Source organism: Maridesulfovibrio bastinii DSM 16055 (assembly GCF_000429985.1).
Taxonomy (GTDB): Bacteria; Desulfobacterota; Desulfovibrionia; order Desulfovibrionales; family Desulfovibrionaceae; genus Maridesulfovibrio; species Maridesulfovibrio bastinii.
In genome coordinates this window covers 59613-78376 of record NZ_AUCX01000021.1, presented here as the reverse complement: position 1 = coordinate 78376, position 18764 = coordinate 59613, and the positions used below count along the sequence as shown (strand labels likewise).

The window sequence follows — 18764 nt, the reverse complement described above, 5'->3', positions numbered from 1 at the left end:
ATGCTTGTGACATTTCACCCGAAGAATCGATGCGCGTCCGTTATGCGGGATACTTTTGATGAATCGCAAGAACGTGTCCTTAATCCGAAAAGAAGAACTGCGGCATTGCGGACAAACTGGTTTACCCGTCCATTCCACCTCAAGAATTATCGGAAAATATGACACAACCTTTTTGATTGCAAAATCGGGCAGGCCGATTAAGATTCGATCCATAAATTGATCTCCTTTCTTTGGTCGGAAATTTGATCAATTTATAGGGCATATCGAGTCGGTTCGGTATGCCTTTCTTTTTATCGGATTATCCTATCGCCCCTTTCTTTGAGGTAGAGCCATTTATATTCTAGACTTTGATTCTCAAATATTTCGCAAACAGACCTATCAATTTCATTCTTATTTTTCGCAAAAAGACCAAATCTAAGACCATACTCCTTTTGAATATAATCGCTTGAAATCCCTAGGATGGAAAGGAATTTAAACTTGATCATTACACTTAAAAGATTTTCAGCAAGGACAAAATACTGCCTATCTATATAGGAGATAGCTGTGTACTTATTAAGATGAGCCTCATCATTCCTAACTTTCACAGCTCTTTTAATTGCCTCTCTATAAATAATCTGACTTTCTGCACTATCAAAAATTTTATCTAAATAATCATAGAATTTCTGCTTATTACCAATTTTCTTAGCCCTTCCAAGTGAATTCAAACAAAAACTTCTTAATGATTCACATTCAAGATCTTTTAATACTGACTTCGCCTCGAAAAGCTTCTGCTCATCATTACCAGATATTTTTCGACAACTGTTATCTAACAGCTTCTCCAATATCCTAACTTTATAAAACAATAACACTAGAATATTATTAAAATCACCTAAAAGCATCCCATCATACAATTTACACATTCTATCATATTCTTCGTACTGCAAATACCATAAATCTATCATATTTCCCAAAAAATTGTTTAAAAAAGATAATGAAATAACCTCTGAAGGATGGACTGGTTGTATATTTATATGCTTATGATTAAAGAACGAAACCAAAACTTCGGTCTCATAAATAATGTCATATAATTTTATATCATAACAAGCATGATGAGAGTCACACAAAAAATTAATTAGATTCACAAGTGGAAAATACAAATCAATAGCTTCAACTAGGGATATGCTCTCTTCATTAATCTTAGATATCTTAATGAATAATATCATCGAAGAGCTTGAATTTAACATCCCAATAGACCGATTTGATGATGCTACAGCTTTAAATTCAATCTGCTTTTGATTTAGATATACAGAAAAAAATTCATGATAAAAATTTACTTCATTCTGCTTCTTCCAATCTAGGTACGCCGCTGCAAGCCAAGCTTCAATTGTACTAGATTGTAAGGTTAAATATAAAAATCTTTTTTCTGTACGAGTCTCAAACCAACCTCCTGTAATCATACAACCAACATTAATACAAGCTGTAAATAATGGTTCTATACCGATATAATTAGTATCTTCTTGAACTAAAATACAATTCAATAGAGTCACCTCTGTCCCTGATGCACATAACCCTAAAAAACAATCGGCATTTTTGATATGAAAATACTCCTCTTTTGATAGACACCAAAACTTTAAAAGCAAAACTCCTTCCTCTTCCCTCTCCAGAACTCCTTTGATATTAAGCTTGTCGCAGCTAGTCGGCCTCCACTCGCCATATATAGGAAATTTTTTTTCATCAGGCATCAGGAACTCCAAATATCCTTAAAAAATTCTAAGGGCACTATCACAAGTGCTAATTACACACCAACTACAAAACAACATAAATTATCCCAAATAGACATCGAAAACAAAATAGACTATTTTTATTTGCATTAATATCGAACTACTATAGAACACAATAAAATTAAACGAGACCAACACATGTCTAACTCCACAATGAAGGCCAAAGTTTTACGAAAAATATTAACAGCCTTTGATCCAAATGACGAAATAACTTTTGGAAGCTCTACATTTTCGAGACGCCCTTTAACTTTCTATCGAACTAAAGTAAGAGGCGAAAAGTTACTCCTTATTGAGTTAAACGAAATCCATGATGACCTAAGCAATTGGAACAGACCTGAACCAGAACACGAAGCACGCATAACTGTGGGCGACCTTCTCATGCATATAGATGTACCAGATGATTGGGATATTGGCTTCAATTGTACAGATGATGCAGTCCACCTAAACTTCCATGAAATTAAAAAAATTGTCGCGATAGACGTTATCCAGAACGATACCCCTGAATGGAGACGAGTACCAGAATAGTGCGAGGCAACAAAAAAGGCAGCCAACATTCAATTGACTGCCTTTTCAGGTTTTATAAACCGGAAAAATTGACTCATGCATCTGCCTGATACATTCCATTTTGGGTACCAATAAATCTTTGCCTTAGCATCGGTTGTGATGAAATGGCCTGTAATTTTCAGGATATTTATAATCCGTTAATCTTCACCGGAATTGTCTTCATCCGTCTGATTATCATCATGAGACTGAAAATCTTCCTGTGCGTCATTTTTTTTAGCCAGTTTACGTTTCATTTTTTCTTCTTTCTTCTTTTTCTTGGCCAGCTCTTTTTGACGCTTTGCAAAACTGTAATTCGGTTTTGCCATATTTTTCTCCTCATTTTATTTTTTATCTATGCAAATAGAAAAGCCGTCCCTCCCGAGAGAGGAACGGCTTGAAAAATCACTTCAATGGTAATCAGTGACTACCAGCGAGGACGCTCGGTGCGGGGCTTAGCTTCGTTAACCTTGAGGTTACGTCCGCCGAAGTCGTTGCCGTCAAGAGCGCTGATTGCTTCCTGAGCTGCATTGTCGTCGCTCATTTCAACAAAACCGAATCCACGGGGACGGCCAGTTTCACGATCTTCGATGAGTTTAACGGAAGTTACTTCGCCGAATGCTTCAAAAGCGTTACGTACATCTTCTTCACTTGCGGACCAGGGAAGGTTTCCAACATATAAATTTTTAGACAATTTTCTCTCCTGAGAGTTCTTATGCCAGCCACATGAAACGTGGCAAAGGCGTTAATTGAGTTGCGTCAGTTATTTAAAATCATCCGCCCTGCACTATAACAAGAGCAAAACGGATGCTTCTATGCTGCTCGATACTTTCTGCCGGATTTGCGATTTCGGTTGCGTGAAAACTTTCCAGCATCCTTACCGCTTGACGGAATTTTATTACCGCCAAAATTTTTCTTGGGTGCGTTTGCGAACGATGAATGTTCTTCCACCCTTACTTTTGTAGTTTTCTGGATAGCTTTCATCTGATCCAGATCATCGGAAGTTACAAGGCTTATTGCAAAGCCGTCTCTTCCTGCTCTGCCTGTTCTGCCGATTCTATGTGTATAAGTCTCAACAGTATCAGGCATATCATAGTTTATGACGTGAGTGACACGGTCACAATCGATTCCTCTGGCGGCTATATCAGTAGCAACCATTATAGTGAAATCTCCGTCACGAAAACCGTTGAGAGCCCTTTCACGCTGTCCCTGACTCATATTACCCTGCAGAAAAGTTGTATTATGTCCGCTTCTGGATAACCGATATGAAAGCTTTTTAGCTTTGTGCTTGGTCCGGGTAAAAATAAGCATGCTCTGATGCCTTTCCTGCCCGATAAGAGTTTCAAGGAGAGCGATTTTGCCGCTATTTTGTGTTTTGTAGAAAGTATGTTCAATGCTGGTAACTGGAACAGCTGTATCAATTTTAACTGTTTCAGGATTAACCAGAATTTTATCGGCAAAAGCACGGATAGAACGGGGCATTGTGGCCGAAAAAAGCAGATTCTGCCTTTTGGTCGGAAGATAGGATAAAATTTTCTTAATGTCGGGCATAAAACCCATATCAAGCATTCTGTCAGCTTCATCAAGCACCAGAACATCAATCATGCCGAGATTGACAGCTTTTTTTGCCATCAGTCCGACAAGCCGTCCGGGACAGGCTACTATGATATTAGCAGACCTACAGGCTTTAATCTGGGGTCCCATACCTACCCCGCCGATGGCAACGCAACTGCGGATGCCAGTATTGCGGGATAATTCTGTGAAATTTTCGTTAATCTGAAGGGCAAGCTCTCTGGTGGGAGCAAGAACAAGAACTTTAGGAGCGTTCCCACTGGATGCTCTGGAAAGAAGACGCTGCAGTATAGGCAATGCAAACGCAGCTGTTTTGCCGGTTCCGGTCTGGGCAAGACCCAAGACATCGTGTCCTTTCAAAATAAGTGGAATGCTACGGCTCTGGATCGGTGTGGGGGTTTCGTAACCACACGCTTTGACACAGGAATTAATACGCTGGTCAAAGGAAAAAGTACTAAAGGTCATTAAAAGCCTTGGGTGAAAAAAAAATGATCTCGACGGCGCGCGACAGCGGTCGAACCTGATAAATCAGGTGATAATTTAATGACTCTGGTACGGGGAGTAAATCTTTTGACGGACATGCAGCTATAAGCTGCATAATTGGGGCTAAGAAGTAGTCATGCGTCCAGTCACGCTGAGTGAACCCTTTATCCACTATTTATTTACAGAAGTAAAGTAGTTTAATGAAATTAATTTTAATTCATTTAAGTGCCTGAAATAATGGGTCACCCAGCGTGTTACTAAACTTAACTCATCATCAGCAGATAAATATTCAATCAGCATGGGTAGAAATTAGAATGCCCTTGAAGCAATAAATAAAATATACTATATTTAAGATTAAAACCTTAAAGGAGATAATTATGTCCACCAAAGAAGAAAGAAGACAAAACGTAATAGAAGTCCTTAACAAAGCGCGTGCAATGGAACTCCAGTCTATCCACCAGTATATGAGTCAGCACTACAGGCTTGACGACATGGATTATGGTGAACTGGCAAAAAATATGAAACTCATAGCGATAGACGAGATGCGCCATGCCGAAGCCTTCGCCGAAAGAGTAAAAGAACTCGGCGGAGAACCGACAACCGAACTGGCTGGCGAAATAGCCAAACGTCAGGATATTAAAACAATATTCTCCTATGATTCAAACGAAGAAGACAACGCCATTGATTCATACAACCAGTTCCTGTTGGTATGTAGAGACAACGGTGACTCCATCAGTGTAAAGCTTCTTGACGACATCATTAATGACGAGCAGGAGCACTTCAACTATTTTGATGCCATCAACGATCATATTCAGCAGCTTGGTGACGCCTACCTCTCAAGGATAGCCGGAACACCTTCATCCACAGGCTTACAGCCGCAGGGCTTTGTAATTGCCGGAAGTGCTGAATAAGCAGCAAAGCTGTTTAAAAAAGTAAAGAATAAAATAACGGCAGCCGGTCATAAGGCCGGCTGCCGTTTACATACGAATAAAGAATCAACGTCACAACACAGACTACATACAGAGGATCAGTCCTATACTAAATGGCTTCGTCCCTATGGCAGTCTTTGGAGTAGATATATTCCATCCGCTCAAGACCTGTTCCATAGCAGGCCTGTTTGCTGAACGGAGCGATCCAGATAAAATCACCGGATTCTACCGGAAGCCATTTTTCATCCAGCAGATAAAGCCCCTGTCCCTGATAAATATACATACCGTGCTCCTGCACATGTGTTTCCACAAACGGATGACAACCGCCGGGAAGAAAAGCCAGTGTATGGAAATTCATATCAAAAGCTTCATCAACAGGAAGCAAATCACGGACAAAAACATTTTCCATCTGATCGTAAAATTGTTCCTCGATCTCACGGATTGATCCCGTAACCATCCACGGCTGCTTCATTGCCGGATCAGGATGCGGAATAAATCTCTGCTTATAGAGCAGTATATTAACCGGAGCATCACCTTTGGAAACAAAATCAAGACCTTTTCCCGGAGGAGCGTACATATAACCTCCGGCTTTAAGGGTTTCGGTGTGTCCATCAACACTGACATCCAGAGAACCTTCTCCATCCATGACAAAAAGAAGAACCTCAATATTTTCAGCCTTGCCGTATGACATGGTTGTCCGGCCTGAAGTGCTGACAGAACCTGCCATCTGCACAAAATTAGCCCCGAGTTTCGGAGAAGCAAGGATAGACAGAGCGCAGTCTTTAATACCGGGGATAACATTGATAACGCGGCCTTCGGTAGTAATGACGGCATATTTATTAGGCTCGTAAACGGAACGATTCTTTAAAAAACCTTCCGGATAAGGCATTATTTTCCTCTTTTACGCTTTGGCCTGCTTGATATCTCCGGAAGACGGAGGAGAGGTCGTTTCCCCCGTTTCCGGTTTAGGACAAAAACTATTTTCCGAACTTTTCACGCCATATTTTGCCGGTTTTCTCCATATCCGATTCAGCCCAGGTGCGGCGCATACGGTTAAGGGTCGGCATGCCGAGTGAAAATTCCTGAAGCCAGTTGCGAGCGAAAGTTCCGCTTTCAGTCTCTTTAAAAATTTCTTCCATGGCCTCTTCGTTGATAACACGGGGTCCGCTGTGGCGCACTGCGAATTCGCAAGTACGGCTGGCTCTGGAAGTCAGGTAGGATTCAATTCCAACAGCGTCTATATCATCAATTATGGAGCGGATGGAACGGATGGCCTTGGCATAGGCAAAAGAACGTGGATATCCGTTTTTAACCATAATGTTATACATTGTCCGCATCAGATGGATTGTTCCACCATAAAGAACCTGCTCTTCATAGTTATCACCTTCTGTCTCGTGCTGGAAAGTCATATCAACAACTCCGACACGGGTCGAACCTACAGCTTTGGATATGGCGAGGGCTGTTTCACGGGCATGACCGCTGACATCCTGATCAGCACTTACGCAACCCCAGATTCCGGAACCGTCTTTAAATTTCTGGCGGGTAACCGGGCCGGGACCATTGGGAACAAAGAGGACAACATCAACATCTTTAGGCGGTTTTATGGTTCCGTACAATACAGCAAAACCGTGAGCAAAACTCAGGGTCTGCCCTGCTTTCAAATGTCCGTGAATAGATTCATAGTAAACTGAAGGCTGTGCAGGGTCCTGAAGCAGAATATGGACAATATCAGCTTTCTCTACAGCTTCTTCTATTGAATAAACGGTAAAACCATCAGCCTCGGCTTTATCCCAGCTTGAGTGGAGAGTTCTATCCCCTGCTCCGACAATTATATTCATTCCACTTTCGCGCATATTCATGGACTGAGCCCGGCCCTGACTGCCATAACCGATAACGGCTATGGTTTTGCCCTCCAGAATACTCAGATCAACATCCTCGTCACGGTAAATTTTTTCAAATTCAATCTCGTTCATTTTGTTTTCCTTCTTGATGTGTGGTGTGGTTCAGTCCGCCATAGCGTAGGTTACGCCTTCCGGATCGTTACCTGTCTTTAAAATACAGTGAAGCAGTGTATCTGCTCCTGCGGTGCAGTCGGCCCAGGAAGTTTCTTCGACCTCAGCATGGCTGCGACCGCCAATGCTCGGTACGAAAATCATGGCGCTGGGCGCAAACTGGTTAATGTAAACAGTATCGTGTGATGCACCGGAAACCATATCCAGAGCAGGAAGTCCAAGCTCCCCGGCTTTTTCATGAATAAGCTCTACCAGTTCAGGCTGAAACGGAGCCCGTTCCACAGCCCATGTCTGCCTGATATCCACGCTGCATCCGGTGGCTTCGGCATTTTTTCTGATAGCCTCTTCAACTTCCGAGCAGACCCTGTCGGTCTCGGTTTCATCCCAGCCGCGGATATCTATAGTGAAATGAACATCTCCGGCGATAACATTTCTGGAGTTTGGTTGAGGATGAACCTCACCTACGGTTGTAACAACATCATTGGAAGCAAGGCCTATTTCAAAAATATTTACAGCCATTTTTGAAAATGCATAAACCGCATCCTGACGTTCATTCATAGGAGTAGGTCCGGCATGGTTCGGAACACCTTTGATATCAACATCATACCAGCGCAGGCAGACAATTCCCTTGGGAACTCCGATAGTTTTACCCTGTCGTTCAAGCACAGGACCCTGCTCAATGTGATACTCAAAATTGGCGTGCAGAGGACGAGGATCAAAATCCTCGACTCCCTTGTAGCCGATACGTTCCAGTTCAGCTCCGAAAGTTAGTCCGTTACGGTCGGTCAGTCCGTACATGGCCTCACGCTCAAGCTTGCCGGCAAACACGCCTGAGCCTGTTGTTCCGGGAGTGAATCTGCTGCCTTCCTCATTAGTCCAGTTCACCACTATAAAGTCGCGTTCCAGAGTGATACCGGCATCATTCAAGGCACAGACTACCTCCAGTCCGGCCACGATACCCAAAATACCATCAAAACGTCCGCCCTGAGGCTGTGAATCGCAGTGCGATCCGGTCAGCACAGGAGCTAAATCCCTATTTCTACCGGGACGGACAAAAAACATATTACCCATACGGTCAACATGGGTTTCACACCCTGCTTCCTCAAACCATGCCTTGAGTTGATTGCGTGCATCACGGTCTTCATCAGTCAAGGCAAGACGAGTTACTCCGCCATTTTCTGTAGCCCCGAAAACAGCTATTTCTGTCAGAAAACGTTTCAGCCTTTCAGAGTCGGTTTTCAATATACTCATTACTTTTTTCCTTTGTTGTTAACCGGAGTCACAAACTTTCCGGAACCAGCCGAAGCTTCAATCCGGTATTTACCGCTCGCAAAATCATATTCACAGACAGTTTTCCCACGAAGCCAGGTTTGTTCAATACGTCCCTTACAGCGCATGCCGTCATACGGAGTCTGGCAATGTTTTGTCAGTTGATCTTCAGCCCTGACAGTCCATTCAGCTTCAGGATCAAAGATTACAAAAGAAGCTTCACTGCCAACTTCAAGAGTACCCTTTTCAGGATAATGTCCGATGAATTTTGCAGGCCCGGCACTATAAAGTCCAACCAGTCTGCGTATATCCAGATTCCGCTTTACAACCCCTTCGGTGTGCAGAAGCGAAAAAAGATATTGTATTCCATTCACGCCGCCCCAGCAGGAATCAAAAGATTTACCGATCTTTTCAGCTGTCTCAGCCGGGGAATGATCAGTACCCACAAAATCAATATCCCCTGCAAAAATTCTTTCCCACATTCCTTCAACTGATTTGCGGTCCCGCACAGGGGGAGTACATTTCAAAGGTCCTCCGATCCGGCGCAGATCATCCCCGGTGCAGATCAGATATTGAGGGCAGGTTTCTACAGTTACAGCCAGCCCCTTTTTTCGAGCCTCAGTTGCAAGATCAACGGTCTCCGGCAGACTTGCATGGCAGATATGGAGATGGGCTCCGGTCTTCCCGGCCAAAGCTATGGCCTTTCTGACTGCTGCAAGTTCTGATTCGGCATCATGCACAGTGAGAAAGCGATCAATCTCATCCATATCAGCAGGACAGTTCTGAGCGTTACGGTCCATAATTTCCTGATCTTCACAATGAACACCGACAAAAGTTCCAAGCTCGCGGGAGATTTTGAAACCACGCTCCATTGTTCCTGATTCAGGTGTTGGAAATCCATCCCCGGCACCACAGGTAAACATCTTGAAACCGTAAGCTCCTGACTCGGACATGGGCTTCAGCTGAGCGGTATTGTCCTCAACGAATCCACCCCACAGGGCAAAATCAACCAGAGATTTTTTGGACGCCCTGTCGATTTTGTCCAACAGGTTATCATTCGTAAGTGTATATGGAGCATTGGAAAGCGGCATATCCGCAAAAAGGGTGATACCACCTGCCGCGGCACCGGATGAACCGGTGAAATAGTCTTCACGCCTTGTCAGCCCCGGATCATTAAAATGAACATGCAGATCAATAAAACCGGGAAAAACCATTTTACCGGAACAATCTATGGTCCTGCTCCCTTTCAAGCCGGAGCCAGAGTCGCAACCAGAACCGGAGTCGAAGCATTCTATTCCAGATATTTTTCCATCGGTAATGCCTATATCCGCATCACGGACAGCGTCTTCAGTCACCAGCCTTGCATTTTGTAAAACAAGATCAAACATTGCCGCCCTCTCCATTTTGAGATGTCTGCTTATCCCTTGGAAAGGCATAGCCACCTGATTTACTGGTTTTAAGACCCATTCTGATCAATGCTTCGACAAAACCAACAGCTGCTGAAACACCATCTATAACCGGAACTCCAAGACTGGCTTCAAGTCTGGCTGCCAGATGGGTCATGCCTCCGCAACCAAGCACAAGCGCGTCACTTCTGTCTTTTGCCAGAATATCTAAAGCGGCTTTGTTAACTATGGAAAAAATGCTCTCATCCTGCTCATCTTCCAGAGCCAGCACCGGGATATCCGCGGCATGGACACCTCTGCATCTACGCCCGAGGCCATATTCGGCGGCATTGTCCTCAATAATAGGCACAGACCTTTCAAGAGTTGTGAGTATTGAAAAGCGGCAGGCCAGCATACTGGCGGCATGCATGGCAGCCTCTCCGATTCCGAGAACCGGTCCGGCAACAACCTCTCTTAAAGCATCAACTCCGGTATCATCAAAACAGGCCACGACATATCCGTCAGCAGTTTCTTTATGGGTGACAACATCAAGCATGTGATATGTGGCCATTGCTCCATCATAGTATCCTTCAATGGAGGCCGGACTCTGTGTAGGGCCGCAGGCTTCTATAATTGTTCCCTTTGAGCAGACTCTTTTAGCGGTCTCCTCAATGGAACACGTCATCGGAAAGCTTGAATTTGGATTTATAACCAGAATCTTCATATCTTACTCCCCTCCTGAAATCCGTCTGCGGCGGCGCTTCAAAAGGTGCAGCGTAAAAAGAGTGCCGATTATAACGACGAAAGATATGAATGTTGTCAGAGTTCCAAGAGCGTAAAGAACCGGTGTGGTAACATTGGTTGTCATGCCGAAAATTTCCAGCGGAAGTGTGTTCTTGGACCCGGCAGTCATAATCGTTCTGGCAAACTCATCATAAGACAGAGTGAACCCGAACAGTCCGACACCGACCAGACTTGGAAGAATCAGCGGTATGACTACAAAACGAAGAATCTGAAAAGGCGTGGCACACATATCGCGGGCCGCGGCTTCATAGGATTTATCAAATCTGTTGAACACGGCGAACATAATCAGCAAACCGAAAGGCAGAGTCCAGGTGAGGTGCGAACCGAAAGCAGAGCCATACCACGTTGGTTCAATGCCGATCTGGTTGAACAGCAGACCGATACCGAGGCTTATCAGAATTGAGGGAATAATCAGACTGACAATTGTAAGGTAGAAAAGAACACTGCTTCCCTTGAATTTTTTACGAAAAGCCATTCCGGCAGAGAGTGAAATAACAACGGTCGCAACCATAACAGCCAGAGCCAGAAGCAGTGAACGTGTCAGCGATCCACCGAAATCTCCCACAGCCTGCTGCTCAAATAATTTGAAATACCAGTGCAGCGAAAAGCCGTTCATGGGAAAAGTCAGTCCTCCTGACGGTCCCTGAAAGGAGAGGATTCCTATTGTCAGTGTGGGTCCGTATAAGAACAGGATAAACAAGGCAAAGAATGCTGTTAAAAAGTAAAAACTTTTCGGTCTTCTATTTGAATTCAGCATGGCAGGCTCCTAAAGATCCTTGCGGATGTTGGCGAATCTGAAAAGTATGGCGAGCATTATCAGCACTGTTGCCAGCAGTGTTACAGCCCCGGCTGCGGCGGCAGGGTACTGGAGCAGACTGATTTCATTATAGATAAGCAGTCCGACCGAAGCACTCAGTCCTCCGCTCATGAGGCGCACGGTGATGAAATCACCCATAACAAGGGTGAAGACGAAAATAGTACCGATAGTGATGCCTGACTTTGAAAGAGGAATTATGACGTGAGTTACAACCTGCCATGGACTTGCTCCGGCATCGATTGCGGCTTCTACAAGTTTACGGTCAATGCGCATCATGGAGTTGAATATCGGCACAACCATGAACAGTGTATAAAGATGAACGAAAGCCAGAATAACTGAAAAGTCGCTATAGAGAAGAAACTCGAGAGGCTGATTTATCAGTCCCAGACTTTGAAGCATCTGGTTTACAAGACCGTTGCGTCCAAGGAGTGGAATCCATGAAATCATACGGATGATATTGGAAGTAAGAAAAGGAACGGTAGCAAGCAGAAAACAGATTGTCTGCGCCTTGGTGGTCCTTAAATGAAAAGCCATGTAATATGCCGCAGTGAACCCGATAAGCAGAGTAATTGCCCATGAGGTCACAGCATAAAACAGGGTTTTTGCATAAGCCTGCCATGTAACCGGTGAAGTCAGTAGAAAATTGTAGTTATCAAATATAAAATCAGGGATTACTGAAAATGAATTATAGTCCCAGAAGCTGACGATCACGATCATGAGGGTCGGTATGACCAGAAAAATCAGCATAATCATGAAGAGCGGAAAGGACTGGAGGTATGCGCTTCGTTCGTTTGCCATGAGACTAACCTTCGGGTGGAGGCTCCCCGATACCGGGGAACCTCTTATAATGTTACTTTAAGATGCTATGAATTCATTCCATTTGCGGATCATGTATTTGTTTTCATCCATGACCGAATTCCAGCAGGCGACATTGCCCATGCGTTCTTCATATGATCCACCGTCGCGAACAGCTCCGGCTTTTTCCATTACAGCTCCGTCAGGGCTGACGATATCGGCTTTTGCGGGCTTGCCTTCAATCCAGTATCCCCATTCATCAGCTGTCATGTATTTTTTGGAGGTTTCGGGTGCGGCACTGTAGTAACCTTCACGATTAAGGTAAGCTCCTGCCCATCCTGAAATGTACCAGTTGAAATATTCGTAAGCCGCATCCAGCTCCAATCCGGAAAGATGACGTGCTATTCCAAGACCGCCACCCCATGCGCGATAGCCTTCTTCAAGAGGCTGGTATTTGCAGGGAACACCCTTGGCCCGGACTGCGGTGACAGCCGGAGACCACATGGACTGAATGACAACTTCACCGGAAGACATGAGGTTTACGGACTCGTCAAAGGATTTCCAGAATGCACGGAACTGTCCTTCTTTTTTAGCTTTTTTCATGACATCAATAGTTTTATCAATTTCGTCACGAGTCATATTACCCTTGTCACCATACTTGATTACACCCATGGATTCGCAGATCATTGCCGCATCCATGATTCCGATGGCCGGGATATTCAGAATTGAGGTTTTTCCTTTAAAAGCCGGGTCCATGATGTCACGCCAGTTGCTTATTTTACGGCCCACAAGATCAGGACGGATTCCAAGAGTATCTGCATTGTAAATGGTTGGAATAAGAGTCATCCATCTGGTTTCGCGGCTGGCAAAACGACGGTCTTTAGGATGTTCTACAAATCCGACTGTATGCGGGGCGGTACCCTGAGCAAGTTTTGACCCGCTATTGAGTTTTCCTGTTTTGAAGAGAGGGGAAATTTTGTCATAAAGTTTGATGCGGGTGGTATCCATCGGCTGGATTACACCACTGGGATAAACTTTCTTGCATACCCAGTATTCGATATCAGCTATATCATAAGAATTAGGCTGAGTTACGGCCCGCTGAACAACGGAATCGGAATCAAGAGCTGTCATTTCTACAGTGAAACCGAGATCTTCCTTAACCTTTTGTGCGATGGCATTGACACTTGCTGTACCTGTTCCGAACTGGCGCAGCTTGATGTTCTTAATGTTCTGAGCCCACACGGTAGGAAAGCCGGTAATCACAGGTGCTGCGGCTACGGCAGCTGTAGCTGCGGCGGCAGTGCCCAAAAATTTTCTACGACTGATCCTGCTGTTTTCCTTTGTCTTGTCTTTGACCATGACTATCTCCTCAAAGTTTGCGTTACCCTTGGTTACTCCTAGGCAGGAGGGAAAATATTCATATCCCGGCATGCCCAGCCAAGAACAACTTCCTGACCGGGTTCAAGTCCGAGTTTGAAAAATCTGTCATCCGGAATGTGGATCTGAATCTTTTCAACAGTTCCGGCATCACAATGCACAACAACATGACTGCCCTGATACTCAGCCAGAGCAATTGTTGCCGGCAGGGTCATATCCATATCTTCACTGTTTTCAGCATCAAGATGAATACGGTCGGCCCGGACTGAAAAACCATAATTTCCGGATTTTCCAAGTTCAGGATATCGGCACTGGCGACCGGGGGTTATCCCGCCCATATCAACTGCAAATTTTCCTTCATTAAGAAGACTGAAATCTGCGGAAAAAATATTATGTCCCCCGATGAATCCGGCAACAAACGGAGTGTTCGGAGATTCAAAGACCTCACGGGGTGATGCTATCTGCTGTATGGTACCTTTGGTCATAACCACGACTTTATCCGCAAGGGCAAAAGCTTCTTCCTGAGAATGGGTGACATGGATAAAAGTCATATCCAGCTCTTTCTGAATCTTTTTAAGTTCCTTGCGCATCTGGATTCTTAAGAAAGGATCGAGAGCGGAGAGAGGTTCATCAAGCAGAATAACTGAAGGCTTGGTTATTAGAGCACGGGCAAGAGCAACACGCTGCTGCTGCCCGCCGGAAAGCTGATCTGGGAGGGCCTCTGCATATTCATCCATGTGAACCAGCTCAAGCAGTTCCATGGCCTGACTGCGGCGGGATTTTTTAGGAACACCCGCAACTTTAAGACTGAAAGCCACATTATCCAGACATGAAAGATGGGGAAACAGAGCATAACTCTGAAACATCAATGCTGTTTTACGCTTGGCCGGAGGTGCATCAGTTATATTACGGCCATCCAGCAGGATATCTCCGGTGGTAACTTCTTCATGCCCGGATATCATACGAACCGCAGTACTTTTACCGCATCCGCTGGGTCCCAGCAGACAACAGTATTCACCTGCTTCTACAGTCAACTCAATATCGTGCAGGGCTTCGATCGGGCCATAAAATTTTCCTACCGCCGATAACTCCACTTTTCCGATGCTGCTCATAACTTTCCGCCGCCATTATTTGGTTTCAGACTGCTTTCCATAGGGAAAAAGCCTGTGTCGTAACGTTATTATGCCTAGAGGCTTTTTAATCACCTGCTTATCAATTCAGCCTTGATCGGGATTTTCACATGGCTTCAGGTCAAAATGGAATTTACCACTAGTGGCTGTCCGGTATGACCAGTTCTGTGATCTTCATTTTTGCTTTATTTGTCAATTAAAAAAAATAAATATTTTAAAAAAAGTATAAATATAACAATTTTGTTTAAATAGGCCTTAAAAACTACAAAATCGAGGGTTCTATTTTTTTGCTAGACAAACAGAAAAAAACCATGTGTATAGGATTTGTCCAACTGGTAAGACCAGTTTTTCAAATTATGAACTTTAACTTGTGAGATTAAGAAATGTCTTCCAGAGCTTACTACCAGTATAGCGACGCAGGCAGTCGAAAACAGTCAAGGACAGAAGCCGCTGTTCAAAGCATTGAGGAATTGATCCGGCTTAATGGCTGGAAAGACGGTGAGAAACTCCCGTCACAGAGAAGTCTGGCAGACGAATTGGGATTCAGCAGGCCGACCATCCGTGAGGCTCTTGTCTCCATGGAGACAAAAGGACGCCTCATAATTCAGCCTGCGAAAGGAGTTTTTGTTACGGAAGAACCTTCTGCCCCAGCGCCGGACAATCACCCCGGAATACAGCTCCTGACAACATCCGCCCTTTCCGGGCGGGAATCACAGATGTACCAGTTTCGCTATGCTATAGAACCGGCAATAGCCAGACTGGTGGCCATAAATGCCACCCCTGCCCAGATAGAAGATTTAAGCGTTGTTGTCGGAACTATGCGCCAATCCGTTGAAGAAAAAGATCATACTGAATTCGCAAGGCTGGATTTTGCTTTTCATTCCCAGATGATAGAAGCGGCTAACAACAGGTTTTTCACAGAATCCATATCGCCGTTTCTCGGTTTATTTTTTGAAAGCCAGAAACTTCCTTTTGCCCATGACGGAAATGTCATTGATACCGTAAGCGAGCATGAAGCAATAATGAAGCACCTCAAAAACAAAAAGGCCGATGGTGCGCAAAGAGCGATGGAAGAACATATAAAGGGAGTTGCAAGGCGAGCTGAAGTAAAGCTGGTAATATAACTAAGAGTCACACAAAAAAAATTTCTGTTCATTGGGTCATCTGATCTTTTAAGATCAAAGGAGTCGTCATGAGCAAACCGATAAGAATCGGAATAGTTATCTGTGACCGTTATAGAACCTGCGCCGGTGGTAAATGTCTGCGGGCCATGCGTGAACGTGCCGGGGCTTTCTCAATTTATGCGGATAAAGAGATTGAGCTTGCCGGTTACACTACATGCAATGGATGCCCTGGTGGAAACATTGAATATCTTGGTGATGAGATGGTCAAAAACGGAGTTGAAGTCATTCACCTCGCGACCGGACTTTTAGTAGGATATCCGCCATGCCCATACATTGAGACCTTCAAATCCTTTCTGGAAAACCAGTATAAAGTCAAAGTAGTAGTAGGCACCCATCCTATCCCGGAAAAATACCTGACTATGCATTCCAGACTCGGATCATGGGACGGACCTGAATGGCAACCCGTTCTTGAAGCAGCAATAGCAGACGAAGCTACCCGAAAAGAATACGATTAAAGAAACAAATCTTCATAATTATTACAGATAAAGTTCATGCAGGAGCATTGATGAAAAGGCATCAGTGCTCCGCTTCTTTTTGAAGAACACCGCAGTGTTTATAAATATGAATTCAGCTTATTATCAGCCTGAAAAATTAAGCATAATATGCAATAATATATCATAGATAAGTAAAGTTCGGCAGAACACAGGTCAAATTGACACCGCCACCCCTGATACTAGTTTTGATCCTGCACTAATAAGACTAGAATTATTGGAAACAACTAAAAGAGTACTATCATTAAATTGAAATGCGAATTTTTCTTTTAAGTTTCAACGGAAAAACATTTCAACACGCTTTATGCAGAAATAATCGCAGAGCTGATTTTAGCAGCATACAAGCCGGTTGCTTATCTAAACTATGCAGCCAGAATTACTTGAAAAAAACAAAGGAGAGAAAAGTTTGAAAGCCGACCATATCAAATCAGTGAAAAAAGTATTTCCCCTTTCAAATGATCCAGCCGGCACTCCAACCTTTGTGAAAAAAATATTATTGATTCCAAAAGTCTGCACAAAATCTTATTCCTATAACACCAAAATCCGCAGACTCTGCCTCGACAACTATAAGAGTCTTAATTAACTGACTAAATAATTCGAGAAATATAAAATTAAAATTTTATTTAACCCCGAAGAACAAAACGGAAACTCCATTTAAAATATGGACGCCAGATTTCCGCCACCAAACATATAGCCGGAGCGACAGGCATGACCCAGTTCGATAAACGCAACCTCAGCATGATGATGGATTTGTATGAAATGACCATGGCAAATGGATATTTTACAAATCAGATCAAGGACCAGCGTGTAGCCTTTGATGTTTTTTACAGAAAAAATCCCGATAACGGAGGATTTTCTATTTTTGCAGGACTGGAGCAGGTTCTTGATTATATTGAAAACCTGCATTTCGATTCTGACGATATAGAGTATTTCCGCTCTATGAATATCTTTGGTGATGATTTTCTTAACTACCTCAGCACATTCAAGTTCAGCGGTGATATCTACGCTTTCCCGGAAGGGACAATCATGTATCCCTATGAACCTGTTTTAACGGTCATCGCTCCATGCATTGACGCTCAATTAGTTGAAACAGCTGTTTTGACCCAGCTTAATCACCAGTCGCTCATAGCTACAAAAACAAGCCGCATCGTTAAATCAGCTAAAGGGCGTGGGGTTTCCGATTTCGGTGCAAGAAGGGCTCACAATATGGATGCGGCAACTTATGGAGCACGGGCCGCTTATATCGGCGGGGCCAGCAGCACCTCGAACATACTGGCGGGCAAACAGTTCGGTATACCGGTAAGCGGAACAATGTCGCACAGCTGGGTCATGCTCTACGAGAATGAATATGAAGCATTCAAAAATTATGCTCTGAGCTACCCTGACAACTGTGTTCTGCTTATTGATACATATAATGTTCTCTACTCTGGAATCCGCAACGCTATCCGAATGGCAAAAGAAGTTCTGGAGCCTTTAGGTAAAAGGCTTAAAGGAGTCCGCCTTGATTCAGGTGATCTTGCTTATCTGTCAAAAATAGTTCGGGCCATGCTGGATGAAGCAGGCCTTGCCGACTGTAAAATTTTTGCTTCCAACAGTCTGGACGAATATACCATTCATTCAATTCTGGGACAGGGCGGCAAAATTGACGGATTCGGTGTTGGTGAGAGGCTGATCACAGCCAAAAGCGACCCTGTTTTCGGAGCGGTATACAAGCTTACAGCCGTTGAAGAACAAGGCAAATTCATGCCCAGAATCAAACTTTCCGAATCGGTTGAAAAAATCACCAATCCCGGTCTGAAAAAAGTTTTCAGAGTATATAATGAAGAAGGACAGGCAATAGCAGACCTGATTACGCTGGCAGATGAAATAATCGATACAGAAAAACCGTATCGCTATGTGGACCCGGAAAAACCATGGAAAAATCGCCAGTTCTCAAATTTTAAAATCAAAGAACTGCAATGCCAGATGATAAAAAATGGAAAACGTATTTATCCGCCAAAAGATATTGAAGAGATACGCAAACACGTTGAGGCCCAGCTCAAAAATGAAATCTGGAAAGAAGAACAGCGTTTTTCAAATCCCCATAAACATTATCTGGATATGAGTCCTGAATATTATGAACAAAAAATGAATATCCTGCATAAAATGCAGGGTTTATAATAAAAAAAGCGGGATAAATCTGAATATGGTAGATTTATCCCGTATTAAATTTTCAT

19 protein-coding genes are annotated in these 18764 nt (G+C 43.8%); 5 read left to right on the top strand and 14 right to left on the bottom strand.

The annotated features are described in order from the left end of the window. Positions 1-213 (bottom strand): hypothetical protein (locus tag G496_RS21345; RefSeq protein WP_027179448.1); only part of this gene is annotated, 213 nt, incomplete at its 3' end. A gap of 77 nt (positions 214-290) precedes the next feature. After that, complete coding sequence (locus G496_RS0111695) at positions 291-1721, bottom strand: ApeA N-terminal domain 1-containing protein (protein WP_027179447.1); 1431 nt, start codon at positions 1719-1721, stop codon at positions 291-293. Between the two features lie 177 nt (positions 1722-1898). Between G496_RS0111695 and G496_RS0111690 the strand changes: the two genes are divergently transcribed. After that, a complete protein-coding gene (locus G496_RS0111690) occupies positions 1899-2285 on the top strand; it encodes a hypothetical protein (RefSeq protein ID WP_027179446.1) in 387 nt (128 codons plus the stop codon). 176 nt (positions 2286-2461) lie between these two features. Here the strand turns inward: G496_RS0111690 and G496_RS21285 are convergent, their stop codons facing one another. The 3 genes from G496_RS21285 to G496_RS19550 all read right to left on the bottom strand — a co-directional run bounded on the left by G496_RS21285 (position 2462) and on the right by G496_RS19550 (position 4337). Further along, positions 2462-2629 carry a hypothetical protein gene (locus G496_RS21285; RefSeq protein ID WP_169725753.1) on the bottom strand — a complete coding sequence of 56 codons (168 nt, stop codon included), beginning with the start codon at positions 2627-2629 and terminating at the stop codon, positions 2462-2464. Positions 2630-2727: 98 nt separating this feature from the next. Beyond that, positions 2728-2994, bottom strand: coding sequence for an RNA recognition motif domain-containing protein (locus G496_RS0111680; protein ID WP_027179445.1), 267 nt, complete (start codon positions 2992-2994; stop codon positions 2728-2730). A 119-nt stretch (positions 2995-3113) separates the two neighbouring features. Next, entirely contained in the window at positions 3114-4337 is a 1224-nt protein-coding gene (locus G496_RS19550) for a DEAD/DEAH box helicase (protein WP_034633099.1), read from the bottom strand. A 395-nt stretch (positions 4338-4732) separates the two neighbouring features. Here G496_RS19550 and G496_RS0111670 point away from each other — a divergent pair, with 395 nt between their 5' ends. Beyond that, the gene (locus tag G496_RS0111670; protein ID WP_027179444.1) at positions 4733-5266 is read left to right on the top strand and encodes a ferritin-like domain-containing protein; all 534 of its coding nucleotides are present in this window, start codon (positions 4733-4735) and stop codon (positions 5264-5266) included. Positions 5267-5393: 127 nt separating this feature from the next. On the opposite strand, the gene allE is transcribed toward G496_RS0111670, so the two are convergent. The 9 genes from allE to G496_RS19540 all read right to left on the bottom strand — a co-directional run bounded on the left by allE (position 5394) and on the right by G496_RS19540 (position 14855). Then, positions 5394-6173 carry a (S)-ureidoglycine aminohydrolase gene (allE, locus tag G496_RS0111665; protein WP_027179443.1) on the bottom strand — a complete coding sequence of 260 codons (780 nt, stop codon included), beginning with the start codon at positions 6171-6173 and terminating at the stop codon, positions 5394-5396. 88 nt (positions 6174-6261) lie between these two features. Next, positions 6262-7257 (bottom strand): ketol-acid reductoisomerase, encoded by a 996-nt coding sequence (ilvC, locus tag G496_RS0111660; protein ID WP_027179442.1) that lies wholly within the window; start codon positions 7255-7257, stop codon positions 6262-6264. Between the two features lie 30 nt (positions 7258-7287). Continuing rightward, complete coding sequence (locus tag G496_RS0111655) at positions 7288-8547, bottom strand: Zn-dependent hydrolase (protein WP_027179441.1); 1260 nt, start codon at positions 8545-8547, stop codon at positions 7288-7290. Next, on the bottom strand, positions 8547-9953 hold the full coding sequence (allB, locus tag G496_RS19545) for an allantoinase AllB (RefSeq protein ID WP_051295001.1): 1407 nt from the start codon (positions 9951-9953) through the stop codon (positions 8547-8549). Before allB ends, G496_RS0111655 begins: the two co-directional genes overlap by 1 nt. Next, entirely contained in the window at positions 9946-10674 is a 729-nt protein-coding gene (locus tag G496_RS0111645; protein WP_027179440.1) for an aspartate/glutamate racemase family protein, read from the bottom strand. Before G496_RS0111645 ends, allB begins: the two co-directional genes overlap by 8 nt. Positions 10675-10677: 3 nt before the next feature. Then, on the bottom strand, positions 10678-11511 hold the full coding sequence (locus tag G496_RS0111640) for an ABC transporter permease (RefSeq protein ID WP_156900645.1): 834 nt from the start codon (positions 11509-11511) through the stop codon (positions 10678-10680). A 9-nt stretch (positions 11512-11520) separates the two neighbouring features. Further along, a complete protein-coding gene (locus tag G496_RS0111635) occupies positions 11521-12369 on the bottom strand; it encodes an ABC transporter permease (protein WP_027179438.1) in 849 nt (282 codons plus the stop codon). Between the two features lie 57 nt (positions 12370-12426). Continuing rightward, positions 12427-13725, bottom strand: a complete 1299-nt coding sequence (locus G496_RS0111630; RefSeq protein ID WP_027179437.1) for an ABC transporter substrate-binding protein — start codon at positions 13723-13725, stop codon at positions 12427-12429. 38 nt (positions 13726-13763) lie between these two features. Further along, positions 13764-14855 (bottom strand): ABC transporter ATP-binding protein, encoded by a 1092-nt coding sequence (locus tag G496_RS19540; protein ID WP_034633096.1) that lies wholly within the window; start codon positions 14853-14855, stop codon positions 13764-13766. Positions 14856-15256: 401 nt separating this feature from the next. Here G496_RS19540 and G496_RS0111620 point away from each other — a divergent pair, with 401 nt between their 5' ends. The 3 genes from G496_RS0111620 (at position 15257) to G496_RS0111605 (ending at position 18708) form a co-directional block, all read left to right on the top strand. Next, a complete protein-coding gene (locus G496_RS0111620) occupies positions 15257-15997 on the top strand; it encodes a FadR/GntR family transcriptional regulator (RefSeq protein ID WP_027179436.1) in 741 nt (246 codons plus the stop codon). A 68-nt stretch (positions 15998-16065) separates the two neighbouring features. Then, positions 16066-16512 (top strand): CGGC domain-containing protein, encoded by a 447-nt coding sequence (locus G496_RS0111615; RefSeq protein WP_027179435.1) that lies wholly within the window; start codon positions 16066-16068, stop codon positions 16510-16512. Between the two features lie 744 nt (positions 16513-17256). Next, positions 17257-18708, top strand: coding sequence for a nicotinate phosphoribosyltransferase (locus G496_RS0111605; protein WP_027179433.1), 1452 nt, complete (start codon positions 17257-17259; stop codon positions 18706-18708). The last annotated feature ends 56 nt before the right edge of the window (positions 18709-18764 follow it).

Excerpts from the sequence above, each read along its gene's own strand:
- G496_RS21285 (WP_169725753.1), bottom strand. The coding sequence starts at position 2,629 with ATGGCAAAACCGAATTACAGTTTTGCAAAGCGTCAAAAAGAGCTGGCC.
- G496_RS0111605 (WP_027179433.1), top strand. The coding sequence starts at position 17,257 with ATGACCCAGTTCGATAAACGCAACCTCAGCATGATGATGGATTTGTAT.
- ilvC (WP_027179442.1), bottom strand. The coding sequence starts at position 7,257 with ATGAACGAGATTGAATTTGAAAAAATTTACCGTGACGAGGATGTTGAT.
- G496_RS0111655 (WP_027179441.1), bottom strand. The coding sequence starts at position 8,547 with ATGAGTATATTGAAAACCGACTCTGAAAGGCTGAAACGTTTTCTGACA.
- G496_RS0111620 (WP_027179436.1), top strand. The coding sequence starts at position 15,257 with ATGTCTTCCAGAGCTTACTACCAGTATAGCGACGCAGGCAGTCGAAAA.
- G496_RS0111635 (WP_027179438.1), bottom strand. The coding sequence starts at position 12,369 with ATGGCAAACGAACGAAGCGCATACCTCCAGTCCTTTCCGCTCTTCATG.
- G496_RS19540 (WP_034633096.1), bottom strand. The coding sequence starts at position 14,855 with ATGAGCAGCATCGGAAAAGTGGAGTTATCGGCGGTAGGAAAATTTTAT.
- G496_RS0111630 (WP_027179437.1), bottom strand. The coding sequence starts at position 13,725 with ATGGTCAAAGACAAGACAAAGGAAAACAGCAGGATCAGTCGTAGAAAA.
- G496_RS0111695 (WP_027179447.1), bottom strand. The coding sequence starts at position 1,721 with ATGCCTGATGAAAAAAAATTTCCTATATATGGCGAGTGGAGGCCGACT.
- G496_RS0111640 (WP_156900645.1), bottom strand. The coding sequence starts at position 11,511 with ATGCTGAATTCAAATAGAAGACCGAAAAGTTTTTACTTTTTAACAGCA.
- allB (WP_051295001.1), bottom strand. The coding sequence starts at position 9,953 with ATGTTTGATCTTGTTTTACAAAATGCAAGGCTGGTGACTGAAGACGCT.
- G496_RS0111670 (WP_027179444.1), top strand. The coding sequence starts at position 4,733 with ATGTCCACCAAAGAAGAAAGAAGACAAAACGTAATAGAAGTCCTTAAC.
- G496_RS0111690 (WP_027179446.1), top strand. The coding sequence starts at position 1,899 with ATGTCTAACTCCACAATGAAGGCCAAAGTTTTACGAAAAATATTAACA.
- G496_RS0111645 (WP_027179440.1), bottom strand. The coding sequence starts at position 10,674 with ATGAAGATTCTGGTTATAAATCCAAATTCAAGCTTTCCGATGACGTGT.
- G496_RS19550 (WP_034633099.1), bottom strand. The coding sequence starts at position 4,337 with ATGACCTTTAGTACTTTTTCCTTTGACCAGCGTATTAATTCCTGTGTC.
- allE (WP_027179443.1), bottom strand. The coding sequence starts at position 6,173 with ATGCCTTATCCGGAAGGTTTTTTAAAGAATCGTTCCGTTTACGAGCCT.
- G496_RS0111615 (WP_027179435.1), top strand. The coding sequence starts at position 16,066 with ATGAGCAAACCGATAAGAATCGGAATAGTTATCTGTGACCGTTATAGA.